This window comes from Phyllobacterium myrsinacearum (genome assembly GCF_002980555.1).
Classification (GTDB): Bacteria; Pseudomonadota; Alphaproteobacteria; order Rhizobiales; family Rhizobiaceae; genus Phyllobacterium; species Phyllobacterium myrsinacearum.
The window spans coordinates 329,710-342,195 of sequence record NZ_PVBT01000003.1; the positions used below are offsets into that span (position 1 = coordinate 329,710).

Sequence of the window (12,486 nt, forward strand, 5' to 3'; positions counted from 1 at the left end):
GGCACTCCAGCGGAATAAAAGCGGCGACACTTTGACAATTCATCCCATCACGCGGATGTGATGCAAAAACGGCTGGCAACGGCTCCGGATTCTCCAGACTTGCCGCCCGATATCCTAGTTATCCTTGTCCAGATCCGCGATTGCTTTCTTTGCCGCCTCACGATGCGCTGGTGTCACATGGTTGCGAATGGCATTCAGTGCTGCCATGAGCACCGCAGCATCGTCGGTGAAGCCAAGACCGACAATAAAATCGGGAATGATGTCAAACGGCATGACAAAATAGGCCAGCGCGGCAAGGAGCGTACCGCGGACCCATGTGGGTGTTGCCGGATCAAGGGCGCAGTAATACCCGGCAATCACCTCGTCGAGGAAAGGGATGGACTTGGCGGCCTTGCGCGCGGTTTTCCAGAACCGGGCACGCACGGTTTCTTCGCGGGCGCGCTGTTCATACGTGCTGCCCGGCCGCAGAATTTCACCAATCTTGACGTCGTCCATTCCTCTTCCTTCAGGTCTGTTCAGGGATGAACATGGGAAGACATGCCCGTTGCTGCAAGAGTTCTACCGATATTATCGTCAAAGAGCGGCGAAACGGTCCATCGCCCGGGCCATCGTGATATCAAGGCCGGTGACGCCGTCAGCGTCGTGGGTGGCAAGGGTAACATCAACGCGATTGTAGACGTTGAACCATTCGGGATGATGGTCCATCTTTTCGGCGATGAGGGCCACGCGAGTCATAAAGCCGAACGCCGCGTTGAAATCCTTGAATTTGAAGGATTTGTTGATCGCGTCACGGTCACTTGTCCTGGACCAGCCGGCCAGCTCCTGCAGTGTCTGGTCGAGTTCGTTCGGATTTAACCGGTTGCGCACCATGGTATGTTTCCTCATATACGGTCATTGCTTTGCGTCCGACACTAAAGCCTTTCCTGCTTAAACAGAACTGGCTCTTTTTAAGCAGGAAAGGCTCTGGAGCAACGGCCCATGAAAACCCATCCACTTCGCTCTGTCCTCTTTGTCTGTCTGGGCAATATCTGCCGGTCGCCGCTGGCGGAAGGTGTGTTCCGGTCGGTTCTTGCGTCGGAAGGAAAAGACCAGGGCGTCCACATCGATTCCGCCGGAACCAATGGCTACCACACCGGGGAGGCGCCGGACGACCGCTCGATTCTCGTTGCGAGACAGCATGGAATCGACATTTCCGGCCAGCGTTGCCGGCAGCTCAAGGTGGAGGATTTCGTCAGTTTTGACATGATCCTTGGCATGGACCGCGCCAATGTTGCCGCTATCCTGGCCCGGCGCCCGGCCAACGCGACTGCCGGAACCGGGCTCTTCAGCGACATTGCACTGGGTGAAGCCAGCCAGATACCCGATCCCTATTACGGCGAGGAGGCCGATTTCGAACGGGTCTACCGGATGGTTCTCAAAGCCTCCAGAGGCCTCTCGAAGCGCTTCTGATAGGTCCGCGCCGATTCCAGCGGCCAGGCCTCCTCGACGATGTAGGGGCCGCCGCCGACGGAATCGCGCGATGACATCAGAACAAAGCGCCCGATGGTGAAGGGCATGGTGGAAAAGTTGCCGCGCGAGGCGAGATAGTGCGCCACTTCTTCGTTGCGGGCATTGCGCAGGCGCGCCAGCGTGACATGCGGTGTGAATTTCCGCGGATCGGCCGGCAGCATCAGCCGCTGGCAGATGCGCTCGATTTCCGCATGCAGCGCCTGGATATCCGGAGAGGGCGACACGGCCGCAAATACGCTGTGCGGTTTCTTGGACCCGAATGCATTGACGCCTGAAAGCTGGAGCGTGAATTCCGGCCGGCGTATCCGGTCGAGTGCGTTGGCGACCTCATCGGCCACGTGGCCTTCGACATCACCGATGAAGCGCAGCGTGATGTGATAGTTTTCAACATCGATCCATCGGGCGCCTGGCAAACCGCCGCGCAGGAGCGACAGTGAGAGAGCGGCGTCCCTCGGGATCTCGAGGGCAGTAAAGAGACGCGGCATAAGGCATCCTCCCCGAATCGAGTTGTAACCTCAGGGAATCATTGAATGAGTCCAAGAGCAAGGCACAATTTCACATTCTTTTGCGCCGCGACAAATAAGACACGCAAGATGTGGTGTGAAGATGACAACAATGTGGATAGCTTGCCCTTGAGGTTAAGGGCACCGGAGTGATCAAATAGGCCCTGGGCCGGTCTTGCCCAAGGCTCTACAGAGAAAGCCTTACTGCTCGGTGTCGGATGTGTCCGAGGTAACCGTCGGCTGTTTGATGGTCTTCTGCATGATGGGAAGGAAGCCCTTCACCATGACAGCGACGCCTTGGGTAGTCGGATGCATGCCATCCGCCTGCAGCAGCGAGGCCTTTGTCGCGATACCCTCCATGAAGAACGGATAAAGCGGAACATCGTACTTCTTGGCGAGATCAGGGAAGATCGCGTTGAATTTTTCTTCGTAGTCGCCGCCCATGTTCGGCGGGGCAAGCATTCCGGCGAGTATCACCTGAATTTTGCGCTTCTGCAGCTTCTCGATCATTTCGGCCAGGTTCTTTTCGCTGATCTCCGGCGAGATGCCGCGCAATGCGTCATTGGCGCCCAGCTCAAGGATGACCAGATCGGTGCCATCGGGGACAGACCAGTCAAGGCGGGCAAGGCCGCCGGTGGTGGTATCGCCAGCAACTCCGGCATTGGCGATCGAAATGTCGACGCCCTTGTCTTTCAAGGATTTTTCCAGCTGTGCGGTAAAGGAATCCTGCACGGGAAGCTCGAAACCGGACATCAGGCTGTCGCCGAACCCGACCACGGAGAGGGCATGGCCGGACACGGGATTTTGATTGGCCAAGGTCAGAGAGGGCAGGGCAACAAGGCCGAGCGACACAACGATCTTTATCAATGGTTTGAATATCATCTTCGGGTACCCATATCTGACCGGATGCGACTTAAGTCTGTGTCGACCATAGCGTAAAGGATCTGCATTCGTGACTAAATCTGTCATCACACTCGATCACATTGAGTTGACTCTCGGGACGGGTGCTTCCTCGGTTCATGTGCTCAAAGGCATATCCCTTGCCATCGTCGGCGGGCAATCGGTGGGCATCGTCGGGCCTTCGGGCTCGGGAAAGTCGACCTTGCTGATGGTACTGGCCGGACTTGAGCGGATCGATTCCGGCTCGGTCGAGATTGCCGGGCAAAAACTGGAAACGATGAGCGAGGACGCAACGGCAGCCTTTCGTGGCAAGAACATCGGGATCGTTTTCCAGTCCTTCCACCTCATTCCCAACATGACCGCATTGGAAAATGTCGCTGTTCCGCTGGAGCTTGCCGGTCATTCCGACGCCTTTGCCATCGCCAAGCGCGAATTGGCTGCGGTCGGCCTTGCAGACCGGATAACGCACTATCCCGGCGAACTGTCGGGCGGCGAACAGCAGCGCGTGGCCATCGCCCGTGCTCTTGCTCCGTCACCGAAAATCCTGATCGCCGATGAGCCAACCGGCAATCTGGATACGACGACCGGCCGTCAGATCGCCGATCTGCTCTTCCAGAAGCAGAAGGATCTCGGTCTCACCCTGGTGCTGGTTACCCATGATCCGGCACTTTCGGCCCGCTGCGATCGCGAAATCCGGGTCCGTTCAGGACTGATCGAAGCAGATGAAGATGCCCCGCAACTGAAGAAAACCGCATGAGTGCCAACGGTTCCGCTGCGTCGCCGTCCCTCAAGCTCGCCCTGCGTTTTGCTTTGCGTGAAATGCGCAATGGCCTGTCGGGGTTCTATATTTTCCTTGCCTGCATCGCCTTGGGCGTAGCCGCGATCGGCGGTGTCAATTCGGTCGCCAATTCGGTCACATCGGGCATTTCCACGCAAGGGCAGGGCATACTTGGCGGAGATATCCGCTTTCAGCTCAATCAGCGCGAAGTGAATGCGGAAGAACGTGCCTTTGTTGAGAGCAAGGGCCGTGTGGCGGTCGCTGCCAACATGCGTTCCATGGCCCGTCTGGCCGATGGCTCCGACCAGTCTCTGGTCGAGGTAAAAGCCGTCGACAATGCCTATCCGCTTTACGGATCGCTGGACACCGAGCCGAAGCTCGACCGGAGCGGGCTCTTCGCTGAAAGAGAGGGTGCATTCGGCGCTGCCGTCGCCCAGATTTTTCTCGACCGGCTCAATCTGAAGCTCGGTGACCGGGTCTTGCTTGGCTCAGCCACATTCGAATTGCGGGCGATGATCAGCAACGAGCCGGATGTATTGTCGGACGGTTTTGGATTTGCACCGCGTTTTCTTATCTCGCTCGAAGGGTTGCGCGCCGCTGGCCTGGTTCAGCCGGGCAGCCTGGTCGAGCACAGCTACAAGATTGCCCTGCCGGCGGGTGCCAGCGAAGCGGATATCGCAACCATTCGCAATGAAGCGCAGGAGAAATTTCCGCAGGCAGGCTGGACCATTCGCAGCCGCTCCAACGCTGCGCCGTCGCTGAGTGCCAATGTCGAGCGGTTCTCGCAGTTCCTGACATTGGTCGGGTTGACGGCTCTCATTGTCGGCGGTGTCGGTGTTGCCAATGCGGTGCGGGCCTATCTCGACGCAAAACGTGGTGTCATTGCCACGTTCAAGTCGCTGGGTGCGCCGGGCTGGTTTGTCATTGCCGTCTATCTCATTCAGATCGTGCTGATCGCGCTGCTCGGTATAGCGGCTGGCCTGATCCTGGCTGCAATCATTCCCTATGTTGCAGGCTATGCCCTGCAGAGCGTGCTGCCTATTGCGGCCAAGGGCGGCTTCTATCCGGGCGCGCTGGCGTGGGCCGCGCTGTTCGGCCTGTTGACCACATTGGCTTTTGCCATCCTGCCCCTGGGCCGGGCACGCGATATTCCAGCCACGGCCTTGTTCCGCGAACAAGGCTTTGATCAGCGCGGCTGGCCAAAACCCGTCTATATCGTGGTGGCCGCCCTTCTTGTCGCCACGCTTTGCATCCTGGCGGTGGTGTTCGCCTATGACCGGCGTATCGCCATCACGTTCATTGGTGCGGTCGCCTTCTCGTTCCTTGTGCTGCGCGCTGTCTCCAGCCTCGTGCAGTGGCTGGCGCGCCGCGCGCCGCGGGTGCGCTCCACGGCGCTTCGCCTTGCCATCGGCAATATTCACCGGCCCGGCGCGTTGACGCCGTCGGTCGTCCTGTCCCTCGGATTGGGACTGACACTCCTGGTGACGCTGGCGCTGATTGATGGCAGCTTGCGCCAGCAGCTCGCCGGCAACTTGCCGGAACGGGCGCCGAACTTTTTCTTTGTCGATATCCAGAGCACGCAGGTCGACCAATTCACCAGCCTTCTGCAGAAGGCCGCGCCGCAGGGCAAGATTGTCAGCGCGCCAATGCTGCGCGGCCGCATCGTCGCCTTCAACGGCACGGATGTCGGCAAGCTGACCATACCGCCGGAAGGAGCATGGGTCTTGCGCGGGGATCGTGGCATTACCTACGCGAAGAAGATACCGGAAAACTCGGTGCTGACGGCGGGTAACTGGTGGCCGGAGGGTTACACCGGCGAGCCGCTGGTGTCCTTCTCGGCTGAAGAAGCGCGTAACCTTGGCCTCAAGCTTGGTGATACGGTCACCGTCAATGCACTCGGCCGCAATATCACAGCGCGCATTGCCAACTTCCGGCAAGTGGAGTGGGAATCGCTTGCGATCAATTTCGTCATGGTGTTCTCGCCCAATGCTTTTGCTGGTGCCCCGCATGCCTGGCTTGCCACGCTCACCGATCCCTCCGCGACAACGCAGGAAGAAGCCACGGTCATGCGTGAGGTGACGCGTGCCTTTCCCGCTGTTACCTCCGTGCGGGTGAAAGACGCCATCAGCATTGCCAATGAACTGGTCGGACAGCTGGCCGTTGCGATCCGCGCCGCGGCGTCGGTGGCTTTGATCGCCTCCATCCTTGTGCTCGGCGGCGCACTTGCGGCCGGCAATCGCGCCCGCGTGCACGACGCGGTGGTCCTGAAAACCCTTGGCGCCACGCGGCGCACCCTGATCAAGGCCTTCAGCTACGAATATGTCATCCTGGGGCTGGCGACAGCGACTTTCGCGCTCCTGGCGGGCGGATTGGCGGCCTGGTACGTGATTGTGCGGGTGATGAAGCTGCCTGCATCGTTCCAGCCGGAAGTGGCCGTTTCCACGCTGGTCCTGGCGCTTGTTCTGACAGTCGGATTTGGCCTTGCGGGAACCTGGAGAATCCTTGGCCAAAAGGCAGCTCCGATCCTGCGAAACCTCTGAAATCGTTAAAAAAGCGTAATATGCGGGCATTTTGCCCGCATTTGGCCGCCAAACACACGATCTTGAGTAAAACAGGTCTTGTTATCGCCCTGTTGAATCCCCATAATTCACGCAAGGCATGCTGGGGTCCCGCCAGCGGCGCCTGGGAATAACCCCCGACACCCGACGGGACGAAGCAATGAGGAAAACCATGGCTGACTATCGCAACATCCAGGCCCGTACATCGGCCGGAGTGCGTGTGGACGCGGGGATCGATCAAGGTCTACGCAGCTACATGCTGAAGGTCTACAATCTGATGGGGATCGGTCTCGCAGTGACCGGTCTTGCCGCGCTTGCAATCGTTTATCTCGCAACCACCAAAGATGCATCGCTTGCGGCCGCTCAATTGCCGAATGGCAAAATGCTGACGAGCTTCGGCGTGGTCTTTTACACGTCGCCGTTGAAGTGGATTGTCATGCTCGCCCCACTCGCTGCAGTGTTCTTTTTGAGCTTCCGCATCGAGAAGATGAGCGTTTCAGCTGCTCAGACAACTTTCTGGGTCTATGCGGCGCTTGTAGGTCTTTCGCTGTCGTCGATCTTCCTTGTCTATACGTCGGGAAGCATCGTGCAGACGTTCTTCATCACCGCCGCGTCCTTCGGTGCGCTGTCGCTCTACGGCTACACGACGAAGCGCGATCTCTCCGGAATGGGTTCGTTCCTGTTCATGGGTCTGATCGGCATTCTCCTTGCCGGCTTGGTCAACATCTTTCTGCAGTCCAGTGCTTTGCAGTTTGCAATCTCTGCGATCGGCGTTCTGGTCTTTGCAGGCCTGACGGCCTATGACACCCAGAGCATCAAGGAAATGTACTACGAAGGCGACAGCTCGGACACCTATGGCCGCAAGGCGATCATGGGCGCGCTGCGTCTCTATCTCGACTTCATCAACATGTTCATGTTCCTGTTGCAGTTCCTCGGCAACCGCAACTGATCCTGGACAATATGAACGCATGGAAAAGGGCAGCGGCAACGTTGCCCTTTTTTGTGGCGGCATTGCAATCATCCGGTATTTTTGCGATCGATGGCGGCCATGACAAGCATCCATATCCGCTCGGCGCAGCCCGCTGATCTGCCCGCCATTACCGCAATCTATCGCGATGCCGTTCTGCATGGCACGGCGACCTACGAGATCGAACCGCCCGATCTGGCGGAGATGACCAAGCGGTTCCATGCGATCACCAGCGACGGCTTCCCCTATAGCGTTGCAGAAATGGACAGCATCGTGAGCGGCTATGCCTATGCCAGTTATTTCCGCACCCGCCCGGCCTATTGGTGGAGCGTCGAGGATTCGATCTACATTGCGCCGCAAGCCAAGGGCAAAGGCATGGGTAAGGCCCTGCTTCAACGCTTGATCAGCGATTGCACAGCGCTCGGATTTCGCCAGTTCATCGCTGTCATCGGTGACGGTCACGATGCGTCGGCGTCGGTCCGCCTGCATGCGCGTTGTGGCTTCAGGCATTGTGGAACCATCGAGGGATCGGGTTTCAAGCACGGCCGCTGGCTGGATACGGTTCTCATGCAGCTTGATATGAATGGCGGGACCGCTACCCTGCCGGGGCCAGCACCTCTAAAAGGATAAGCGTCTTAGCTCCGCACGACCCGCAGGGATTTATCGAAGATCTTGAGCACTCTGTCGAGTTCGGTGCCGCGCTTGAGGATAAGGCCGCTTGCGGCAATCACGCTATAGGCGCCTTGCTTGCGGGCCAGCCGCGGATTTTTCTCGATCCGGAACATCGGTACTTCACTGGTCCGGCGAAACACCGAAAACACCGCCCGGTCATTCAGATGGTCAATGGCATAATCGCGCCATTCGCCCGATGAAACCATGAAGCCGTATATTCTGAGGATTTGATCAAGTTCCCGCCGGTTGAATGTAACGGGGAGATCACGTGCGCTGGAGAGTGAAATGAGTTTCGCCTGCTGTTGCGATTCGTCGCCACCTGCATTGCTGTCCATCAATCAATCCGCCTTTAGATTTGCCGTATGACAACTGGATGACAGAAGGGTGACCTGTTCCGCCCGTATTTACAAGCCTGTAAGTGTCAGGGCACGCGCAATTGAACGCAAAAATCTCGCTGCTTCTGTGCTTTTCACAAAGGAATACGCGCTGTTTCCATTGGTGATGCCGGGCCACAGTTTCGCCATGTTGCACTCGCATTGCCGCCGGATTTCAGACCCACCTTCAGCCCGTTGTCTGAGACGGTTCGGCCTTGAGCGGCCCGATACCCCAAGCCCCCCGCCCAAACGGGTTGTTCTGGTCGAACCATTCAGTCTCCGGCAACAATAAGCCCCAAGACTTCAGGCTGGTTTACCAGCCTTTTTTCTTGTCTGCAGAAATGCTCTTTAAAATCAGGGCTTTGTCATGATCGAGGCGCCAATGATCGGCCCCGGTTTACCTTCACCTAGCATTTCCTGCAACAGGACGGCGCAGCCGGATGCCTTCTTGCTGGCGATCTCGGTCAGCGGAATTTCGATCTTCTGTGATTTGCCGTCCCACATGCCGACGGTTTCCATGGCACGGACGCTGTTGGCATAGCTGACATTGCGTCCGCCGTTTTCGCCATCGGGTATGGAAACAATGGTTTCCTTGTTGAAATAGGCGAGAAGAACACGCACAGGATTTTTTGCGGCAGGCCCATCGCCAATATTGATGAGCAGACGATCCGGCGAGGTTTTTTCGATCGATACGGGAATTGTCAGGCCAGAATCAGCATTGCGCATCTCATCGATTCGCCGCCGGATTTTGCCGCCGTCCTGACCATTCACGTGCTCGCGGCCATTGAGGATTGCCTGGGGGGTGTAGACACCGGTCAGCCCGAGTGCTTTGCGGTAGGCGTTCTGCCGCGCGGTGTTTTCGGGCAGAGCAAGATTGTCGACCCAGCCGCGATAATCCCAGTAATCAACATGGAAGGCCAGTGCGACGACTTTTCCTTCCGCGACCAGCTGCTTGAGGACGGCATCCGCCGGCGGGCAGGAGCCACAGCCCTGCGAGGTATAGAGCTCGACCACGCCATCCGGTTTCGTGCCGATGCTCCCGGCATAGACCGGCCAAGCGACCACCGCCGCTGCCAGAAGCGGGCAGGCGATCAGAATGGCTTTGAACAGAGTGCGCAGGGTCAAGGGTACGAGCTTTCTTCCCGAATTTTTCTTTGATCTTGTGTGAGAGTGATTGCCAGACAATTGATAGGGATGCGTTTTATCAAGAGGAAGTCACTTTGAGGTGAATTCGATCACGTTTACAGGCAAAACCATATAATTATTGGCAAAATCGCGAAAAAAAGACCGCCGGTTGCCCGGCGGCCCCTGATTTCAGAGATTTTCGCTGCTTCAGGCGGCGAGATCGCGCAGCACGTACTGCAGGATGCCGCCGTTCTTGAGGTATTCCAGCTCATCGATTGTATCGATACGGCAGATCAATGGCACCTGCTTGACCGTGCCATCGGCGAACGTCACCGTGGCATGGGTTTTCTGGCGCGGCTGGATCGTGGCTAGGCCTTCGATGGAAACCGTCTCGTCGCCCTTCAAACCAAGCGACTGCCAGCTCGTGCCCTCTTCCAGTACGAAGGGGACGATACCCATTCCGACGAGATTCGAACGATGGATACGCTCGAAGGACTGGGAAATCACAGCGCGAACACCGAGAAGGTTCGTGCCCTTGGCTGCCCAGTCACGCGATGAACCATTGCCGTATTCGATACCGGCAAAGATCACCAGCGGGACGTTCTCGCTGCGGTATTGCATGGCGGCATCATAGATCGGCATTTCCTCTTTCGAGGGGTAATGGATCGTGTAACCGCCTTCGCGGCCATTTTCGCCAAGCATGTGGTTGCGGATGCGGATATTGGCGAAGGTGCCGCGCATCATCACTTCATGGTTGCCGCGACGCGTGCCGTACTGGTTGAAGTCCAGGGGTGCCACGCCGTGGTCGGTGAGGTACTTGCCCGCGGGCGAGGCTGCCTTGATCGAACCGGCCGGAGAAATATGGTCGGTGGTGATCTTGTCGCCGAAGAGACCGAGGATACGCGCACCCTTGATATCGTTGACGGTGCCGGGTGTCTTGCCCATGCCGACAAAGTAAGGCGGGTTCTGCACATAGGTCGAGTTGTCATCCCATGCATAGGTCTGGCCAGCCGGTACCTTGACGTCCTGCCAGTTCTGGTCGCCCTTGAACACATCCGCATATTTGGACGCGAACAGCTTGCGGGTGACGTTTTTGGTGATGAACTCCTGGATCTCATGCGACGACGGCCAGATGTCCTTGAGGAACACCGGGTTGCCGTTCTGATCTTCGCCAAGCGGCTCGGTTGTCAGGTCCTTGGTGACCGAACCGGCCAGGGCATAGGCAACAACCAGTGGCGGAGATGCCAGGTAGTTCGCCTGAACGTCCGGCGAAACACGGCCTTCAAAGTTGCGGTTGCCGGAAAGCACGGCAGCAGCAATCAGACCCTTGTCATTGATGGTCTTGGAGATCGGTGCTGGCAGCGGGCCGGAATTGCCGATGCAGGTGGTGCAGCCGAAACCGACCAGATTGAAACCTAGCTTGTCGAGTTCAACCTGCAGGCCGGCGTTCTCGAGATAGGCGGCAACAACCTGCGAGCCCGGCGCCAGCGATGTCTTCACCCAGGGCTTGGACTTCAAACCCTTGGCAGCGGCGTTGCGGGCGAGAAGGCCGGCTGCAATCAGCACGCTCGGGTTCGAGGTATTGGTGCAGGAGGTGATCGCCGCAATGGCGACGTCGCCATGGCCGAGATCATAGTCTTCGCCTTCAACCGGATAGCGGGCATCAAGCTGCGTGGTCTTCTTGTATTCCTTCTGCAGCGATTCGTGGAAACCGGCGGCAATGCCCTCAAGGGCGATACGGCCTTCCGGACGCTTCGGGCCCGCCATGGATGGAACGACGGTGCCAAGATCGAGTTCCAGCGTGTCGGTGAATACAGGATCGGCCGAGCCGGGTTCGCGCCACATGCCCTGTGCCTTCGAATAGGCTTCGACCAGAGCCAGACGCTCTTCGTCGCGGCCGGACATGTGCATGTAGTTGATGGTTTCACGGTCGATCGGGAAGAAGCCGCAGGTGGCGCCATATTCCGGACCCATATTGCCGATGGTGGCACGATCAGCCAGCGTCATGCTCTCAAGACCGGGGCCGAAGAACTCGACGAACTTGCCGACAACGCCCTTCTTGCGCAGCATCTGAACCACGGTAAGCACGAGATCGGTTGCCGTTACGCCTTCCTTGACTTTGCCGGTCAGGCGGAAGCCGATGACCTCAGGCAAAAGCATGGAAACCGGCTGGCCCAGCATGGACGCTTCTGCTTCGATGCCGCCAACGCCCCAGCCCAGAACGCCAAGGCCGTTGACCATGGTCGTGTGCGAATCAGTGCCAACGCAGGTATCGGGATAGGCGACGGTGACGCCGTCTTCTTCCTTGGTCCAGACTGCCTGGGCCAGATATTCAAGGTTGACCTGATGGCAGATGCCTGTGCCCGGAGGAACAACGCGGAAATTCTTGAACGCCTGCTGGCCCCACTTCAGGAAGCGGTAACGCTCGCCATTGCGTTCGTATTCGAGATCGACATTGCGTTTGAAAGCCTGCGGATTGCCGAACTCGTCAACGATCACCGAGTGATCGATAACCAGATCAACCGGGACGAGCGGATTGATCTTTTCCGGGTCGCCGCCAAGGTTGACCATGGCATCGCGCATTGCGGCAAGGTCCACAACCGCTGGAACGCCGGTAAAGTCCTGCATGAGGACACGGGCTGGGCGATAGGCGATTTCAGCGCCCGCACTGCCGCGATCAACAAGCCATTTGGCAACGTTTTCGATGTCCTTCTTGAAAACCGAGCGGTTGTCTTCAAAGCGAAGCAGGTTTTCGAGGAGCACTTTCATGGAGAAGGGAAGCTTGGAAATGCCTTCCAGGCCGTTTTTCTCAGCTTCGGTCAAGCTGTAATAGACATATTCCTTATCCCCTACGGATAGGGTTTTACGGCATTTGAAACTGTCGATTTGAGACATGTTGCGTCGTCCTTATGCTACTGGCCTCACCCGGGACGAACGCCTTTGCCGCGTTTCAAGGACGCGCTAAGGTGCGGGTGCAGTCATTTCCGCTGTCCGTCCCGCTACAGGTCCGTAAAGGCGCCTGTATTGAAGATCGGCCAAAAATGGTTTCCATACCGACCGCTGGCATGGTTGACTGCTATATAGAGATTTTCATCGATCT

At 57.9% G+C, this 12,486-nt stretch carries 12 protein-coding genes; 5 read left to right on the top strand and 7 right to left on the bottom strand.

What is annotated here, in order from left to right; genetic code table 11:
- Window positions 1-114: 114 nt before the first annotated feature.
- Window positions 115-495, bottom strand: coding sequence for a YkvA family protein (locus tag C5750_RS12275; protein ID WP_105734176.1), 381 nt, complete (start codon window positions 493-495; stop codon window positions 115-117).
- 78 nt (window positions 496-573) lie between these two features.
- Complete coding sequence (locus C5750_RS12280; protein ID WP_105734177.1) at window positions 574-870, bottom strand: 4a-hydroxytetrahydrobiopterin dehydratase; 297 nt, start codon at window positions 868-870, stop codon at window positions 574-576.
- 108 nt (window positions 871-978) lie between these two features.
- Here C5750_RS12280 and C5750_RS12285 point away from each other — a divergent pair, with 108 nt between their 5' ends.
- Window positions 979-1,449: a low molecular weight protein-tyrosine-phosphatase gene (locus tag C5750_RS12285; RefSeq protein ID WP_105734178.1), complete on the top strand. Its 471-nt coding sequence runs from the start codon at window positions 979-981 to the stop codon at window positions 1,447-1,449.
- On the opposite strand, the gene thpR is transcribed toward C5750_RS12285, so the two are convergent.
- On the bottom strand, window positions 1,401-1,994 hold the full coding sequence (gene thpR, locus C5750_RS12290; protein ID WP_105734179.1) for an RNA 2',3'-cyclic phosphodiesterase: 594 nt from the start codon (window positions 1,992-1,994) through the stop codon (window positions 1,401-1,403). The two genes, C5750_RS12285 and thpR, sit on opposite strands and share 49 nt — an antisense overlap.
- A gap of 219 nt (window positions 1,995-2,213) precedes the next feature.
- A complete protein-coding gene (locus tag C5750_RS12295; RefSeq protein ID WP_105734180.1) occupies window positions 2,214-2,894 on the bottom strand; it encodes an arylesterase in 681 nt (226 codons plus the stop codon).
- 70 nt (window positions 2,895-2,964) lie between these two features.
- On the opposite strand from C5750_RS12295, the gene C5750_RS12300 reads away from it, so the two are divergent.
- From C5750_RS12300 to C5750_RS12315, 4 genes are all read left to right on the top strand, one after another.
- Window positions 2,965-3,669: an ABC transporter ATP-binding protein gene (locus tag C5750_RS12300; protein ID WP_105734181.1), complete on the top strand. Its 705-nt coding sequence runs from the start codon at window positions 2,965-2,967 to the stop codon at window positions 3,667-3,669.
- Window positions 3,666-6,230 (top strand): ABC transporter permease, encoded by a 2,565-nt coding sequence (locus C5750_RS12305; RefSeq protein WP_105734182.1) that lies wholly within the window; start codon window positions 3,666-3,668, stop codon window positions 6,228-6,230. The genes C5750_RS12300 and C5750_RS12305 overlap by 4 nt, the downstream gene beginning before the upstream one ends.
- 190 nt (window positions 6,231-6,420) lie before the next feature.
- Window positions 6,421-7,197, top strand: a complete 777-nt coding sequence (locus C5750_RS12310) for a Bax inhibitor-1/YccA family protein (protein WP_105734183.1) — start codon at window positions 6,421-6,423, stop codon at window positions 7,195-7,197.
- 99 nt (window positions 7,198-7,296) lie between these two features.
- Complete coding sequence (locus tag C5750_RS12315) at window positions 7,297-7,845, top strand: GNAT family N-acetyltransferase (protein ID WP_105734614.1); 549 nt, start codon at window positions 7,297-7,299, stop codon at window positions 7,843-7,845.
- A 5-nt stretch (window positions 7,846-7,850) separates the two neighbouring features.
- Here C5750_RS12315 and C5750_RS12320 read toward each other — a convergent pair whose 3' ends face one another.
- The 3 genes from C5750_RS12320 to acnA all read right to left on the bottom strand — a co-directional run bounded on the left by C5750_RS12320 (window position 7,851) and on the right by acnA (window position 12,281).
- Entirely contained in the window at window positions 7,851-8,222 is a 372-nt protein-coding gene (locus tag C5750_RS12320; RefSeq protein ID WP_105734184.1) for a DUF2794 domain-containing protein, read from the bottom strand.
- 393 nt (window positions 8,223-8,615) lie between these two features.
- On the bottom strand, window positions 8,616-9,386 hold the full coding sequence (locus tag C5750_RS12325; RefSeq protein ID WP_245421091.1) for a DUF1223 domain-containing protein: 771 nt from the start codon (window positions 9,384-9,386) through the stop codon (window positions 8,616-8,618).
- 207 nt (window positions 9,387-9,593) lie between these two features.
- Window positions 9,594-12,281: an aconitate hydratase AcnA gene (gene acnA / locus C5750_RS12330; RefSeq protein WP_105734185.1), complete on the bottom strand. Its 2,688-nt coding sequence runs from the start codon at window positions 12,279-12,281 to the stop codon at window positions 9,594-9,596.
- Between the last annotated feature and the right edge of the window lie 205 nt (window positions 12,282-12,486).